The organism is Mesorhizobium sp. RSR565B (assembly GCF_054719465.1).
In genome coordinates this window covers 3,121,999-3,136,772 of sequence record NZ_JBTTIE010000001.1, presented here as the reverse complement: position 1 = coordinate 3,136,772, position 14,774 = coordinate 3,121,999, and the positions used below count along the sequence as shown (strand labels likewise).

The 14,774-nt window shown below is 64.2% G+C and carries 14 protein-coding genes; 9 read left to right on the top strand and 5 right to left on the bottom strand.

What is annotated here, in order from left to right; translation table 11 throughout:
* Positions 1-20: 20 nt before the first annotated feature.
* The 5 genes from ggt to ACYG9R_RS15240 are packed head-to-tail and all read right to left on the bottom strand — an operon-like array spanning position 21 to position 6,576.
* The gene (ggt, locus tag ACYG9R_RS15260; protein WP_023824660.1) at positions 21-1,607 is read right to left on the bottom strand and encodes a gamma-glutamyltransferase; all 1,587 of its coding nucleotides are present in this window, start codon (positions 1,605-1,607) and stop codon (positions 21-23) included.
* A 41-nt stretch (positions 1,608-1,648) separates the two neighbouring features.
* Entirely contained in the window at positions 1,649-2,950 is a 1,302-nt protein-coding gene (locus ACYG9R_RS15255) for an NAD(P)/FAD-dependent oxidoreductase (RefSeq protein WP_031199672.1), read from the bottom strand.
* A gap of 2 nt (positions 2,951-2,952) precedes the next feature.
* A complete protein-coding gene (locus tag ACYG9R_RS15250; protein ID WP_023824662.1) occupies positions 2,953-4,335 on the bottom strand; it encodes a glutamine synthetase family protein in 1,383 nt (460 codons plus the stop codon).
* Between the two features lie 14 nt (positions 4,336-4,349).
* Complete coding sequence (locus ACYG9R_RS15245; protein ID WP_023824663.1) at positions 4,350-5,627, bottom strand: glycosyltransferase; 1,278 nt, start codon at positions 5,625-5,627, stop codon at positions 4,350-4,352.
* A gap of 10 nt (positions 5,628-5,637) precedes the next feature.
* On the bottom strand, positions 5,638-6,576 hold the full coding sequence (locus ACYG9R_RS15240; RefSeq protein ID WP_023824664.1) for a GntR family transcriptional regulator: 939 nt from the start codon (positions 6,574-6,576) through the stop codon (positions 5,638-5,640).
* 235 nt (positions 6,577-6,811) lie between these two features.
* Between ACYG9R_RS15240 and ACYG9R_RS15235 the strand changes: the two genes are divergently transcribed.
* The 9 genes from ACYG9R_RS15235 (at position 6,812) to ACYG9R_RS15195 (ending at position 14,752) form a co-directional block, all read left to right on the top strand.
* Positions 6,812-7,876, top strand: coding sequence for a polyamine ABC transporter substrate-binding protein (locus ACYG9R_RS15235; RefSeq protein WP_023698839.1), 1,065 nt, complete (start codon positions 6,812-6,814; stop codon positions 7,874-7,876).
* Between the two features lie 94 nt (positions 7,877-7,970).
* Positions 7,971-8,813, top strand: coding sequence for an ABC transporter permease (locus ACYG9R_RS15230; RefSeq protein WP_023824665.1), 843 nt, complete (start codon positions 7,971-7,973; stop codon positions 8,811-8,813).
* 186 nt (positions 8,814-8,999) lie between these two features.
* Positions 9,000-9,791: an ABC transporter permease gene (locus tag ACYG9R_RS15225; protein ID WP_023707562.1), complete on the top strand. Its 792-nt coding sequence runs from the start codon at positions 9,000-9,002 to the stop codon at positions 9,789-9,791.
* Positions 9,788-10,861 (top strand): ABC transporter ATP-binding protein, encoded by a 1,074-nt coding sequence (locus ACYG9R_RS15220; protein ID WP_023824666.1) that lies wholly within the window; start codon positions 9,788-9,790, stop codon positions 10,859-10,861. Before ACYG9R_RS15225 ends, ACYG9R_RS15220 begins: the two co-directional genes overlap by 4 nt.
* Positions 10,862-10,870: 9 nt before the next feature.
* Positions 10,871-12,145, top strand: a complete 1,275-nt coding sequence (locus tag ACYG9R_RS15215) for a glycosyltransferase (RefSeq protein WP_023824667.1) — start codon at positions 10,871-10,873, stop codon at positions 12,143-12,145.
* Positions 12,142-12,492: a cupin domain-containing protein gene (locus ACYG9R_RS15210; RefSeq protein WP_023672949.1), complete on the top strand. Its 351-nt coding sequence runs from the start codon at positions 12,142-12,144 to the stop codon at positions 12,490-12,492. Before ACYG9R_RS15215 ends, ACYG9R_RS15210 begins: the two co-directional genes overlap by 4 nt.
* A 21-nt stretch (positions 12,493-12,513) precedes the next feature.
* The gene (locus ACYG9R_RS15205; RefSeq protein ID WP_023824668.1) at positions 12,514-12,855 is read left to right on the top strand and encodes a cupin domain-containing protein; all 342 of its coding nucleotides are present in this window, start codon (positions 12,514-12,516) and stop codon (positions 12,853-12,855) included.
* Between the two features lie 23 nt (positions 12,856-12,878).
* The gene (locus ACYG9R_RS15200; RefSeq protein ID WP_023824669.1) at positions 12,879-13,223 is read left to right on the top strand and encodes a cupin domain-containing protein; all 345 of its coding nucleotides are present in this window, start codon (positions 12,879-12,881) and stop codon (positions 13,221-13,223) included.
* Positions 13,224-13,243: 20 nt separating this feature from the next.
* Positions 13,244-14,752, top strand: a complete 1,509-nt coding sequence (locus tag ACYG9R_RS15195; RefSeq protein WP_023824670.1) for an aldehyde dehydrogenase family protein — start codon at positions 13,244-13,246, stop codon at positions 14,750-14,752.
* Positions 14,753-14,774: the final 22 nt, after the last annotated feature.

Genomic DNA, 14,774 nt, shown 5'->3' with positions numbered 1-14,774 from the left:
GCGCATTCCAGCAACGCAGATCAGTAGCCCAGCGCACAACCGTCCTTGCGAGGATCGGAGGCACCGGTGAGCGTGCCCTTTTCCCAATCGATCAGCACCAGCTGGCCGCCGCCATGCGGCTCCTCGGCGATCGAAACCTGATGACCGCGCTGACGCAGGCCGGCGATCGCCTCAGCCGGAATCCCGCGCTCGGCCAGCACGGCATTGTCCTTGTAGAACACCCGTGGCGCATCCAGTGCCTGCTGCGGGTCCATCCCGAAATCGATCATGTTGGTCAACAGATGGACATGGCCGAACGGCTGGTAGCCGCCGCCCATCACCCCGAACGGCATCACCACCTTACCCCCTCGCGTCGCCATGCCAGGCATGATGGTGTGCATCGGTCGCTTTCGCGGCGCGATACGATTTGGATGGCCTTCCGTGAGGCGAAAACTGCTGCCGCGATTCTGCAGCACGACGCCTGTCTTGGGACCGACGACGCCGCTGCCGAAGGAACCGAAGGTCGAGTTGATGAAGCTGACTGCATTGCGGTCGCGGTCGACCACGGAGATATAGACGGTGTCGCTGCGCGGCAGCTCAAGCCGCGGCAGATGCGTCATGGCGAGGGCCGGATCGATGGCGGCGCCCAGCCGCTCCGCACAAGCTGCCGACAGCAGTTGTTCGACGGGGACCTGGACGAAATCCTGGTCGCCGATGAAAGTATCGCGGTCCTGGTAGGCAAGCCGGCCGGCTTCGATCTCGAGATGCAGCCGCTGGGCACTGTTCGGCTCCAACGAACCAAGGCTGAAGCCCGAAAGCACATTCAGCATGATCAGCGCCGTCATGCCCTGATTGTTCGGTGGCATCTGATGGATATCGTAGCCGCGATAGGACGTATTCACCGACGTGACGTAGTCGCCTTGGGTCTCGGCGAAATCCTCCAATGCATGCAGCCCGCCCAGCGCGCGAAGACGTTCCACCAGATCGTCCGCGACTTCACCTTCATAAAACCCTGCACGGCCTCGGTTGGCGATGATGCGCAAGGTGTCCGCCAAGTGCGGCTGCCGATGCACATCGCCGGCTTGCGGCGCCCTTCCCTCGGGCAGGAATATGCGCGCGGCATGTTCATCGGCTGAGAGCAGAGCGACCTCGTCGGCCCAGTCGAAGGCGACGCGATCATGAACGACATAGCCTTGTTCGGCATAGCGAATGGCTGGCGCCAGCGCGGCGTCGATGCCCTTTTTTCCGTGGTCCTCGAGTAGCCGGCACCATGCATCGATGGCGCCTGGTATGGTGACGGCATGCGGTCCGGCCGCAGGCAGTTCGCAATGCCCCCGCTCCAGATACCATTCGGCGGTTGCCGCAGCGGGCGAACGCCCCGAGCCGTTGAAAGCGAGAACATCGCCCTCGCCTTTGGGACTGTAGAGCACAAAACAGTCGCCGCCGATGCCGGTCGATTGCGGCTCGACGACGCCTTGCACCGCCGCAGCGCACACAGCGGCATCCATGGCATTGCCGCCGGAGCGCAGCATGTCGATGGCGGCCAGCGTCGCCAGCGGATGCGATGTCGCCGCCATCGCTTCTGTCGCGCGAACTGGCGAGCGGCCGGGGGACTGAAAATCACGCATGCAATCGCCTCCAATGATTTCGCGCCCGCCGGCCGCAGCCTTCAATGCTTGATGCGGTCGCGCATGGCGTACCACAACATCCCCAGCACATAGAGCGGGCCCCGCAGCGCCGTACCGCCCGGGAACGGCATCGGCGTCAGCGTCGAGAACAGGTCCAGCCGCGAGGCGTCGCCCGTAATCGCTTCGGCCAAGAGCTTGCCCGACAGCGTTGACAGGATGACGCCCTTGCCGGAATAGCCATGCGCGAAATAGACCTCGCCATAGTGCCCGACATGCGGCAGCCGCGACGTGGTCACCGACACCAGGCCGCCCCAGGCATGATCGATGCGGCAGCCCTTCAATTGCAGGAAGGTGGCCTCCATGTGCGGCCGCACGAAGCCGGCAATGTCGGCCGGCGGCGATGGCGTGTAGCGCTCGCCGCCGCCGAACAGCAGCCGACCGTCCGCCGACATGCGGTAGTAGTTGACGACGAAGCGCGTGTCGGACACCGCGACATTGGCCGGGATGACATTGTGTTTGCCCTCCAGCGGTTCGGTGGCGACGATGTAGTTGCCGACCGGCATGATGCGGCTGTTGACGCGCGGCTCCAGCCCATGCAGCAACGCGTCGCCGGCCAGCACGACATGTTTGGCCCTTACCGACCCCTGCGCCGTCGAGACCCGGATCGAAGGCTCGCGCTCCAGCTTTACCGCGACGGAATTTTCATGGATGACGACACCGGCCGCCACGGCGGCACGGGCAAGGCCGAGCGTGTAGTTCAGCGGATGCATATGGCCGCCAAGCGGCTCATACATGGCGCCATGATACGGCGTGTCCACCTTGCCGCGTGCCTGCGCCGCCGACAGGATCTCGACGTCGTGGAACTTCATCACGCTCTCGAGGCATTTGGCCTCGTCTTCGAGATCCCTGAGGTCGGAGCCATTAACGGCACCGACGAGATGGCCGGTCAGCCGCAGATCGCAGTCGATGGCGTGGCGCTCGATGATGTCGAGCACCAGGCCCCGCGCCTCGAAGGCGAGGTCGAACAGCGCCTTCGCCCGCTCGGGGCCGTAGAGCTTGACCAGCCCCTTGGCGCCTTTGCGCAGGCCGGGGATCATCTGGCCGCCATTGCGGCCCGACGCGCCCCAGCCGATCTTGCCGCCTTCGAGCAGCACCACCTTCAGGCCGCGCTCGGCGGCGTGTAGGGCGGCCGACAGGCCGGTGCAGCCGCCGCCGACCACCACCAAATCGGCGTCGACATCTCCCGCCAGCGCCGGATGGTCCGGCGCCGGATTGGCGGTGGCGACATAATAGGATTTGCCGATATCGAGGCCCGAATTGAAACCCGTCGAGCTGGAGGCCATGATCACACCTTCAGCAGCAAATGGTCGCGTTCCCAGCTCGTGACCACGCTCTGGAACAGGTCGAGTTCGACGCTCTTGACGCGCAGATAGGTCTGGAAGAAATCCTCGCCCAGCAGTGCCCGCACCGGCTCGCAAGCGGTGAAACGATCAAGCGCCTCCTCCATGGTTTTCGGCAGCGTGCTTTTGATCTTGTAGGCATTGCCAGATGCCTCGGCCGAGCGCGCCAGCTTCTGCTCGACGCCGAGATAGCCGGCAAGCAGCGAACCGGCGATCGCCAGATAGGGATTGCAATCCGCTCCCGGCAAGCGGTTCTCTACCCGCCGGGCGGCGCGGCCACCTGCCGGCACGCGCAGGCCGCAAGAGCGGTTGTCATGCGACCATTCGATGTTGGCCGGTGCGCTGTGGTTCGGCCGGATGCGGCGGAACGAGTTCACGTTGGGTGCGAATAGCGGCATGATCTCGGGCACATATTTCTGCAGGCCGCCGATGAAATGGCCGAACATTTCGGTGTCTGCATCATCTCTGTCGGCAAACAGCGCGGCGCCCGTCTTCTCATCGACGACGGACATGTGCAGGTGCATCGAGCTTCCCGCCTGCGCCGCGATCGGCTTGGCCATGAAGGTGGCGTGCATGCCGCTCTGCTGCGCCGCCTGGCGCGTCAGCCGCTTGAACAGCAGCACCTGGTCGGCCAGCGGCACCGCGTCGCCATGCAGCAGATTGATCTCCAGCTGCGCGGTGCCGGATTCATGGATCAGCGTGTCGAGCGGCAGACCGGCGGCCGCGGCATAGTCATAGACGCGCCTTATCACCGGCTCGAATTCTTCCAGCGCCACCATGTCATAGGGATGCTGCGAACCCTCGGCGCGGCCATTGGCGCCGACCGGTGCTGTCAGCGGCTGGTCGGGATTCGGATTGGGCGCGGTCAGATAGAATTCGACTTCCGGCGCCACCACCGCGCGCCAACCGCGCTTCCGGTAGAGATCGAGCACGGCGCGCAGCACATGTCGTGGCGAGGCCATCCAGGGCTTGCCTTCCATGTGGAAGGCGTCGGCGAAGACATAGGCTTTGCCAGGGCCACCGCCCGGCGCCAGGCACAGCGTCGACATATCAGGCACCATGCGCATATCCGGGTCTTGATAGGCAAAGCCTTCGTCGATCGAACCGGAGTAGCGGCCATCGATGCTGACCAGGAAAGCGCTGCTCGGCAGGTAGAGTGCGCGGTCTTCCAGCGCCTTGAGGAATTTTGCTGTCGGCAGCGCCTTGCCGCGCAGCACGCCATTCATGTCGGGCACCAGGCACTCGACCTCCGTGATGCCGTGCTGGGCGAGCCAGGCCTTGGGATCGTTGCCGGTGAAGAGAGCGGTGTTGGTATTTTTGTCCTGCATTTTGGTTCACGTACCTATGAGAGAGAGAGTATGGCTTGCGCGGCCACATCCGTTCCAGGGGTCAGCGCCATCTTGGCAGCATTGTCCCTGAGGCGGGCGCGCATCGCATCGTCGGCCAGCAGGCCGAGAATGGCTCTCTCCAATCCCCCTTCGGTCCAGGCGTCGCGGCCGATATGGTCGCCCACGCCCGTCTCTCCCGCGCGTTGCGCATTGTCATGTCCGTCCCAGCAATAGGGCATGATCAGCGACGGCACGCCGAAGCGCAGCGCCTCGCAAAAACTGTTGTTTCCTCCGTGATGAATAAACAGGTCCGACTTCGCCACCACCGAAGGCTGCGGAAACCAAGCGTCGAGATAGACATTGTCCGGCACCGCGCGATAGGCGTCGCGCAGGCCGCCGGCATTGACGATGAAGCGCGCCGGCAGCCTGTCGAAGACGGCGAGCATGCGCTCGATCAGCCCGACATCCATCGCGCCGAGGCTGCCGAAGCTGACATAGACCAGCGGCCCGCCATTGCGCGGAAACACCGGCACCTCGAATGGCCCTTCCGAACGCACGCAGCCTTCGAGATAGACAAAGCGTTTGGGGTCGAGCGGCTCGGCCCGCTCACGCCGTACGATCGCTGGCGTCAGCAGCAGATTGAGGTCGGGTGATGTCTCGAGGAACAGGCCCTTGGGCAACGGCGCCAGGCCGGCATCCGCGCGAAAACGGTTGAAGCACTCATGCGCGGGTGCGGAGGCCGCGAGATAGCGCGCTTCGAACGCCGCACGTTGCGGGTCGTCGGCACCCATCCCCGAGAGATAGGGCGGCACCTCGGCATCCGGCAGTTCCGTCTCGGCACAGGAGACGACGCGCACCCACGGGCAGCCGGCGGCGGCGATCGCCGGGAACATGATGACGTTGTCGAGCACCACCGCGTCCGGCTTCAGCCGCGCCAGCAATTGGCGCAGCGGCGCCTCGGCGTTGACGGCGGTGTCGACGATCGCTTGCCAGGTCGGCGCGACATAGGTCTCGAGCTGGTCGATCGGGCTCAGCCGGAAATGCGGCAGGTGCCGGCGCACGAAGGCCTGCCAATAGCTCTGGCGGTCGCTGTCGCTCAGCGGCTCATCCGTCGGCAGATGGTATTCCTGGAAGCCATAGTCGGTAAAGACGCCGGAGAAGCCGGCATGGCAGATGAAGACGGGGCGAGCGCCCCGTGCGCGCAATGCCTGTGCGATACCGACGCAATTCAACGCGGCGCCGAAACTGGCTTCGGGAAACAGCGCGATGGTCGGGCTGGCTTTACGCGTCAATTATTCCTCTTCAATCCGGCCGGCTGATCATGCCGAACAGTGCGGGAGCTCCGCGGCTGGCTGCTTGCGGTCGCTGGCTGCGGGAGAGCCGCAGGTGGATGCGAAGCAGATCGGCAGCCACCTCATACTGCCGGCTTTCAAGATAGTCGAGTATGCCCGAGTGTTCGCGCAACGATTGCCGCAGCCGAAACACGTTGACGCCGGAATAGATGCCCGGCAGCCGGCGCAGGCGGAGATGATCGGCCAATGCATCCGACACAAAACGGTTGGCGCAGCCCTCGGCGATCATGCCATGAAAATCCATGTCCAGCCGCTGGAACTCGCGCGTGTCGAATGTCTCGTCCGGCAGCGCTGCAAGCGCTTCCATGCCTTGCCGCAACATTGCTGCCCGCGCCCCGTCCAGCCGAAAGCCTGGCGTCAGGATGGCCGCCGGCTCTAGCACCAGGCGGAACTCGTAGCTTTCGCCTTGCGCCTCCGGATCGTCCGGCGCGCGGCGAAACAACCAGGATTGCCCAGGCGCACGATCCAGAAGATTCTCGTCGGTCAGTTTGTTAAGTGCTTTTAGTACCGTCTTGCGATCAGCGTCGTAGCGTCGCATCAGCCCCGCGATGGTCACCGTCTGGTCCAACCGTCGCGCCGAGCGGTCGCGCAGGATGGCTTCGGCGAGCTCGTCTTCCTCCGCACTGGGTAGTTCGGCGGCAATGGCGGGCTGGGCGGCGAGGTCGACCGTCAGATGATAACCGCTGTCGGCCTCCCAGCGCGCCACGCCCCGTTCCGCGAGCAGGCCGAGTGCCGCGCGTACGGGCGTGCGCGAGACATTGCACAGCGAGGCGATCTGCTGTTCGGGCAGGCGGGCGCCAGGCTCGAAGCCACGCTGCCGCGCCACATCCAGGATGCGCTGCGCCAGATCGAGATGGTTGGTGCGAGGTCGTCTGGCTACGGCTTGCATGACTTTTCTCGAATGCGAATGTGGCGCATTGGTCTGGCTGATCGCCGGAACAGGGACAATCGGCCAAATTCCTCCGTCGGTTGACAGATTATGGATTGACGTACTTTTTTCTGCAATAGTACTGTCGGCACAATCGGCGAGAAAAGACCGAGGGAACAGGATCGAGGCAGGCGCGCGCGTCGCCGGCCTTGGTCCGGCAAATGATTTCGACGATCAAACCGAATGGGAGACTGCCATGACCGCTACCAGCCTGCGGCGCCGTGCGCTCAATACATCCTCAATCGCTCTCGGTCTCGCCCTGACGCTCTCGGGGCCGGCCGCCGCAGCCGACCTCGTTATTTCGAACTGGGATGGGTACATGGCACCCGACGCCATGGCCGCTTTCAAGACCGCCACCGGCGTTGCCGGCGAAGTGGTGGTGCACGCCACCAATGAAGAGATCATGGGCAAGCTGATTGCCGCCGGCGGCAAGGGCTATGACGTGGTCTTCGTCTCCTCGCCCTTCGCCGAAGTATTAAACAAGCTTGGCCTGACCGAGCCGATCGACCATGCCAAGATCCCCAACCTCGCCAACCTCTATCCCGAAGCGACCAAGCTGCCGCACGATGCCGGCAACGCTTTCTCCGTGCCTTACACCTGGGGCACGACGGGCCTCTGCTACCGCTCTGACCTTGTCAAGACGGCGCCCACGAGCTGGAGCGACCTGCTCGCCCCTTCCGACGAGATGAAGGGCAAGACCACCATGCTGGCGACCGATCGCTGGCTGCTGGCCGCCGGGCAGCTCGACAAGGGCTATTCGGTCAACGAGACCGACCCGGCCAAGATGGCCGAGGTCAAGGACCTCTTGATCTCCGCCAAGAAGACCCTGCTCGCCTATGACGACACCACCTTCTATTCCAAGCTGGTTTCCGGCGAGGCGCTGATGGTGCAGGCCTGGGACGGCTGGTGCAATTACGGCATCGCCGACAAGCCGGAGATCAAATACGTCATCCCTAAAGAAGGTTCGGACCTGTGGGTCGACACGATGGTGGTGATGAAGGCGTCCGAGCACAAGGACGACGCCTTCAAGTTCATCAACTTCATGCTCGACGCCAAGAACCACGCCTGGGCGGCGCAGAACATCGACTACAAGGTGCCGAACAAGCCGGCGATGGAAAGCCTGCCGGCCGACTTCCTGGCCAAATTCCCCAACATGGCGATGCCGGTGGCCGATCTCGTCAAGTTCGAGCAGTTGCGTGACGTCGGCGAAGCCCAGCGCGACTATTCCAAGATCGTCAGCGAGATCAAGGCCGCGCAGTAAGCGGCGCAGACTTCACGGCCGGCAGCACTTCTGCCGCCGGCCCTGAGCGGTACCCGAGAAATTGTCCCAGACCCGACTTCGTTCCTCTCTGCTGATGGCCCCGGCGCTGGTCTGGCTGACCGCGCTGATGGTTATCCCATGCGCCCTGGTGCTGGCGCTCGCCTTCTTCCGGCGCGGCGTCTATGGCGGCATCGACTACACTTTGACGCTGGAAAATTTCGGGTTGGTCTTCGACCCGCTCTATGCCGGCATCTTATTCAAATCGGCGCGTATCGCCGGCACCGCGACCCTGATCGCGGTGGTGATCGGCTATGCCGCCGCCTATGCGATCGCGGCCGCCCCGCGCCGGTGGCAGCCGGTGTTCCTGTTTTTCGCCGTGCTGCCGTTCTGGTCCAACTACCTGATCCGCACCTATGCCTGGATCGTGCTGCTGAACCGCGAAGGCCTGATCACCCAGCTCTTGCGCTGGTTCGGCTACACCGGCGAACCGCCCTCGATGCTCTATACCGAAGGCTCGGTCATCGCAGGCCTCGTCTACAACTATCTGCCCTTCGTCATCCTCGCCTGCTACGCGCCGCTGTCACGCCTCAACCCGGAACTGGCCGAGGCCTCACGCGATCTCGGCGCCTCCGCTGCCACCACCTTCCGACGTGTCATCCTGCCGCTGACCGTGCCCGGCATCGCTGCGGGTGCTGTCTTCGTCTTTGTGCTGTCGATCGGCAATTTCGTCACCCCGGCGCTGCTTGGCGGCGGCCGCTTCCAGATGATCGGCAACCTCGTCTACGACCAGTTCCTGACCGCCAATGACTGGCCGTTTGGCGCGGCATTGGCGATGGCGCTGATCGCCATCATGCTTCTGGTGCTGATGGCGCAGGCGCTCGCCGCCGACCGCGCCGCGGGGCGTGCGACTGAGGCAAGGGGCGACGCCGATGGCTGAGCGCTGCGCAATTCTTGCTTTCTCCCCGTTCACCGGGAGAAGGTGCCCCGAAGGGGCGGATGAGGGGAGGCGTCAACCTTTGCGACGCTCAACGCTGCCCCCCGTCTGCCTGCCGGCATCTTCTCCCCGTGAACGGGAAGAAGGACTCTGGTCGTTCGCTTGCGTTCCAATTGTCGGAGGCCGGCGATGACCCATTCCTTCACCCGTACGCTCGGCATGCGGACGATCCTCACCCTCGTCTTCGCCTTCCTCTACATCCCGATCGCCGTGCTGGTGGCGCTGTCCTTCAACGAAGGCGGATTGCCGACGGCATGGTCGGGCTTTTCGCTGAAATGGTATGCCTCGCTGGCCGGCAATTCCGCCATCCTTTCCGCTGCGCTCAACACGCTGATCGTGGCGTTGGTCTCCACGGCCATCGCCACGCTGCTCGGCACGCTGCTGGCCATCGGCATCGAGATGCGCCGGCAATACGGCAGGGGTCTCGAGGCGCTGATCTTCGCACCGATGATCATCCCCGACATCGTCCTGGCGATCGCTCTGCTGTCGTTCTTCTCCATGCTAAACCTGACCATGGGCCTGCACACCATCATCCTCGCCCATGTCGTCTTCAACCTCGCCTTCGTCTGCTCGGTGGTGCGCGCAAGGCTAAAGAGTTTCGACTGGTCGATCGTCGAGGCCTCCGCCGACCTCGGCGCCTCGGCTCTGACCACCTTCCGGCGTGTGACATTGCCGGTCATCGCGCCGGCAGTGGTCGCCGGCGCTCTGCTTGCCTTCACGCTCTCGGTCGACGAGTTCATCATCGCCTTCTTCACCGCCGGTGCCGGCCGCGCCTCGACGACGCTGCCGATGCAGATCTACGCCATGATCCGCTTCGGCATCACGCCGGAGATCAACGCGCTGGCGACGATCGTCATGGCGGTATCCATCACCGCGCTGACCCTGTCGCAGCGGCTCAACCGTGGGATCATCGGCCAATGAGCGAACCGCGCACGCTGCTGGCCATTGATAACGTTTCGAAGAAGTTCGGCCGGGTCACCGCCGTCGACGGCATCTCGCTCGACATCCGCGAAAACGAGTTCTTCGCGCTGCTTGGACCCTCCGGCTGCGGCAAGACCACGCTGCTGCGCATGCTGGCCGGCTTCGAGACGCCAACCGACGGCCGCATACTGCTCGATGGCAAGGACATCGCCCGGACCCCGCCCAACAATCGGCCGGTCAATCTGATGTTCCAGTCCTACGCGCTGTTCCCGCATATGAGCGTGCGCGCCAATGTCTCCTACGGGCTGGAGATGGAGCGCTTGCCGAAAGCTGAAATCCGTTCCCGCGTCGAGGCCATTCTGGCCACCACCGAGCTTGTCCCCTTCGCCGACCGTAAGCCTGAGCAATTGTCGGGTGGCCAGAAGCAGCGCGTCGCGCTCGCCCGCGCGCTGGTCAAACGGCCTCGGTTGCTGCTGCTCGACGAACCGCTGGGCGCGCTGGACAAGAAACTGCGCGGCGCCATGCAGATGGAGCTGAAGCGCCTGCAGCACGAAGTCGGCATCACCTTCGTCATCGTCACCCACGACCAGGAAGAGTCACTCGTCATGGCCGACCGCATGGCGGTGCTCAAGGACGGCCAGTTGCTGCAATGCGACACGCCGCACGCGATCTACGAGCATCCCACCGACCGTTTCGTCGCCGACTTCATCGGCGTGATGAATTTCGTACCGGGCAAGGTGTCTGCGGATGGCGTGATCGCCGCGAACGGCGCGCGCATCACCGGCAAGGTTCCCGCCAAGCTCACACCCGGCGCTTCCGCTGTCGCTTCGGTGCGACCCGAGCGCATCCGGCTGTTCCCGTCACCCGAGACCGCCAACCGCACCGCCGGCACGGTCGAGGCGCTGGCCTATCACGGGCTGGACCTGCAGCTGCATATCCGCACGCCCTTGTCGCCAAAACCGTTCCTGGTGCGCGTCACCGCCGATGCCGCCGACCGCCGGCCGGCCTCCTCGGGCGACCAGGTCGAACTCGGCTGGGACGCCGCCGATGTCAGAATTTTTCAGGAATAGGAGAGCTTGATGGCGCAGAAGACGATCGCGTTTTTTCCCGAAGCGGCCTACGGCCCAGCGCTCAATTCGGTCGGCATCGCGCAAGCGGTCGAGGCGCGCGGCCATAAGGCAGTGTTCCTGTCCGACCCCGGCTTTGTCGATGTCTACAAGGGTTACGGCTTCGAAGCGCATCCGGTGAACCTGTCGGAGCCGATGCCGCCCGAGCAGATGGCGAAATTCTGGGAAGACTTCATCAACGGCCACATCCCGAACTTCCGCAAATCGCCCTACGATCAGGTCGACAATTACGTGAAGGATTGCTGGACCGCGATTGTCGACAGCGCCAAATGGGCGCAGAAGGATTTGCCGCGAGTCCTGGCCGCCATCAAGCCTGATGTCATTTGCGTCGACAATGTCATCCTGTTTCCGGCCATCAAACAGTTCGGCAAGCCTTGGGTGCGCGTCATCTCCTGCTCGGAAAACGAGATCGAGGATGAGGACATCCCGCCGCATCTCTCGGGCTGCGGCGAGAACGACCATGTCGGCCACCAGCGCTACCGCGATCATTTCAACGCGGTGATCAAGCCCATCCACGACGACTTCAACGCCTTCCTCACCGCAAACAATGAAGCGCCATACCCGGTCGGTCAGTTCTTCGAGGCCTCGCCCTATCTCAATCTCCTGCTCTATCCCGAAGCGGCAAAGTTCAAACGCCGCCATCCGCTTGATACGACGAAATTCCAGTATCTCGAAGGCTGCGTGCGGCAGGAAAAGCCATACGCCGTGCCGACCTTCGCCGAGAACAATGACGGGCCGCTGCTCTATGTCTCCTTCGGCAGCCTCGGCGCCGGCGATGTCGATTTGTTGAAGCGCATAATCGCAACACTGGGCAAGACCCGTTACCGCGCGCTGGTCAATGTCGGCGGCTACAAGGACCAGTACACGGATGTGCCGGGCAACGTCATCGTCGAGAGCTGGTTTCCGCAGCCTTCGGTCATTCCGCAAGTCGATGCGGTCATCCACCATGGCGGCAACAACTCGTTCACAGAGTGCCTCTATTTCGGCAAGCCGGCCATCATCATGCCCTATGTCTGGGACGGCCACGACAACGCCACCCGCGTCCAGGAAACCGGCCACGGCTTCGGCATGCCGCGCTACGACTGGAGCGACGCCCAGCTGATCAGCAGGATCGAAGCCTGCCTGACTGACCCCAAGATGAAGATCAGGCTGGCGAAGACCTCGGCGCAGATGCAGGCCCAGAACGGGCCTGAGAAGGCAGCCGGGCTGCTGGAGGCGCTGCTGTGACCTCCTCCGCCCCGCATCTCTACCAAGCCTCCACCCGCACCGACCTCGTCGACTGGGGCGCCCAGTCCGACGCGCTGGACGGCGCGTCGCACTCGACCGGCAGGCTTGTCCACAAAGGACCCAACAACCAGCCGGAATCCGGCATCTGGGTGTGCACGCCCGGCCGCTGGCGGCTCTCGATTCCGCGCGACGAATTGTGCCATTTCGTCGCCGGCCGCGCGACGTACCGGTCGGATGCCGGGGAGGTGGTAGAAGTCGCAGCCGGGACCGTGGTCATGTTCCCTGCCGGCTGGACAGGCGAATGCACCGTGCATGAGACCATGCGCAACGTCTACATGCTGGCTTGAACAGCAACGGAGCTTCCCAATATGCCGACACCGCACTGGCCAAAGGCCTCGACCGTGAAACTGGAGGACTGGGGCGGGGGCAGCAACACGCTTGCCGGCTCGCCGCGCGCCTCGGGCAGGATCCTCTCGCAGAACCCGGACGGCTCAAGCGAATGCGGCCTGTGGTCGTGCACGCCAGGCAGCCGCAAGGTTACCTTTGCCGCCGACGAGTTCTGCCATTTCCTGTCGGGCCGCGGGACCTATGTCCGCGAGAATGGCGAAGAGATCCCGGTCGAGGCCGGCACGCTGGTGTTCTTCCCCGCCGGCTGGGCCGGCACCTCCACCATCACACAAACACCGACCAAGGCCTTCATGTGCCGCTGAGCACTTTTTTAAAGGAAATCGCCATGACCACGCCCATCATGCAATCCCCGCTTGCCATCACCGACCTCGTCGACTGGGGCGTCATCCCGACCATGATCGAGGGCGAGTCCCACACCTCGGGCAAGCTGCTCTACAAGGGGCCGGAGGGCCGTTCGGAATGCGGCCTGTGGGTCTGCACTCCCGGCAAATGGCACTGCCATGTCACCCGCGACGAGTTCTGCCACTTCCTCGAGGGCCGCTGCACCTATGTGCACGAATCGGGCGAGGTCATCGAGATCGATCCGGACACGGCGGCGTTCTTCCCGCAGGACTGGAAAGGCGTCTGCACCGTCCATGAGACGATCAAGAAGGTCTACATGATCCGCTGAGCGGGCTTGAAAGGACGACCATGGATTTCTCCGCTGACCGGCCGACCTTCTTCGTCAATCCGGACTACCGGCCGATGGCCGGCACGGCAAAACCGGTGATCGATCCGGCGACGCTGGAGACCGTCGGCTCGATCTCCGCCGCAACGGACGGTGAGGTCGATGCGGTGCTGTGTGCCGCAACCACGGCACAAGCCGCCTGGAAGAAGCTCGATGCCAAGAGCCGGGCAAAGCATCTGCATGCGGTCGCCAACGCCATCGAGGCGGCGGACTTCACCCGCTGCGCAGAGCTGATGGTCCGCGAGATGGGCAAGCCTTATCCCGAAGCGATCGGCGAGATCGCCAATTGCGCGCCGATCTTCCGCTACTATGCCGAGATGGCGCGCGACGATGCCGGCAAGATCGCCGGCACGACCCAGGCCGGTTCGTTCCAGTATGCGCGCTACGAGCCGTATGGCGTCTCCGTGCACATCATGCCTTACAACTTCCCGATCCTGCTGATGTGCTGGACCGTCGCGGCCTCGCTTGCCGCCGGCAATGGCTGCGTCATCAAGCCGGCCGAAGCGACGACGCTGTCGACGCTGGACTACATGACGGTGTTCCGTTCACTGCCGGAAGGGCTGGTCGCCTGCCTGCCTGGCACGGCCGCCACCGCGCAGGCGCTGATCGCCTCCGAACGCATCCACGCTGTCGCCTTCACCGGCTCGGTCGCCGCCGGCAAAGCCGTGGCAGTCGCCTGCGCCGAGCGCATGAAGCCTTGCGTCATCGAAGCCGGCGGCAGCGATCCGCTGATCATCAGCGAGCACGCGCCGCTCGACGTGGCGGCAGCCGGCAGCGTCACCGCCGCCTTCCACCTGACCGGCCAGGTCTGCACCTCGGCCGAACGCTTCTTTGTCGTCGACTCGGTTCACGATCGCTTCGTCGAGCTGTTCGCCGAGAAGACGCGGGCGCTGCGCATCGGCAATGGCATGGACAAGACCGAGATCGGCCCGCTGGTCAGCGAAGCCGCCCGGGCGAAAGTGATGCGGCTGGTCGATGATGCTATCAGCAACGGCGCTATAGCCGTTGCCGGCGGGCGCATTCCGCCGGCGCACAACACTGGCTGGTTCTACGAGCCAACGATCCTGACCGGCGTCACCCCCGATATGGCGATCGTGCGCGAAGAGTGTTTCGGACCGGTCGCCGCGATCTGCCGCGTCAAGGATTTCGACGAGGCGATCCGGCTTGCCAATGACAGCCCGTTCGGCCTCGGCGCCTCGGTGTTCACCACCGACCTCGCCGAGGCGCATGAGGCGGCCGAGCGGCTCGAGGCCGGCATGGTCTGGGTCAACAACCCGCTGATCGACAATGACGCCTTGCCCTTCGGCGGCTGGAAGGCATCAGGCCTTGGCCGCGAGCTGGGACGCCAGGGACTCGACGCCTTCCGACGCTCCAAGATGGTCATCATCGACCACAGACCGGCGATCCAGGACTGGTGGTACCCTTACCCCGACAGCTGGTTCCGCGAGACAGGCGGCCGCAAGCACGTGTGAGCCCGGCCAGTCCACAACGTAA

What these genes read in the sequence shown, in the direction of transcription:
- ACYG9R_RS15225 (WP_023707562.1), top strand. Translation starts at nt 9,000, where the DNA reads ATGACCCATTCCTTCACCCGTACGCTCGGCATGCGGACGATCCTCACC.
- ACYG9R_RS15195 (WP_023824670.1), top strand. Translation starts at nt 13,244, where the DNA reads ATGGATTTCTCCGCTGACCGGCCGACCTTCTTCGTCAATCCGGACTAC.
- ACYG9R_RS15250 (WP_023824662.1), bottom strand. Translation starts at nt 4,335, where the DNA reads ATGCAGGACAAAAATACCAACACCGCTCTCTTCACCGGCAACGATCCC.
- ACYG9R_RS15240 (WP_023824664.1), bottom strand. Translation starts at nt 6,576, where the DNA reads ATGCAAGCCGTAGCCAGACGACCTCGCACCAACCATCTCGATCTGGCG.
- ggt (WP_023824660.1), bottom strand. Translation starts at nt 1,607, where the DNA reads ATGCGTGATTTTCAGTCCCCCGGCCGCTCGCCAGTTCGCGCGACAGAA.
- ACYG9R_RS15215 (WP_023824667.1), top strand. Translation starts at nt 10,871, where the DNA reads ATGGCGCAGAAGACGATCGCGTTTTTTCCCGAAGCGGCCTACGGCCCA.
- ACYG9R_RS15220 (WP_023824666.1), top strand. Translation starts at nt 9,788, where the DNA reads ATGAGCGAACCGCGCACGCTGCTGGCCATTGATAACGTTTCGAAGAAG.
- ACYG9R_RS15205 (WP_023824668.1), top strand. Translation starts at nt 12,514, where the DNA reads ATGCCGACACCGCACTGGCCAAAGGCCTCGACCGTGAAACTGGAGGAC.
- ACYG9R_RS15255 (WP_031199672.1), bottom strand. Translation starts at nt 2,950, where the DNA reads ATGGCCTCCAGCTCGACGGGTTTCAATTCGGGCCTCGATATCGGCAAA.
- ACYG9R_RS15235 (WP_023698839.1), top strand. Translation starts at nt 6,812, where the DNA reads ATGACCGCTACCAGCCTGCGGCGCCGTGCGCTCAATACATCCTCAATC.
- ACYG9R_RS15230 (WP_023824665.1), top strand. Translation starts at nt 7,971, where the DNA reads ATGGCCCCGGCGCTGGTCTGGCTGACCGCGCTGATGGTTATCCCATGC.
- ACYG9R_RS15200 (WP_023824669.1), top strand. Translation starts at nt 12,879, where the DNA reads ATGACCACGCCCATCATGCAATCCCCGCTTGCCATCACCGACCTCGTC.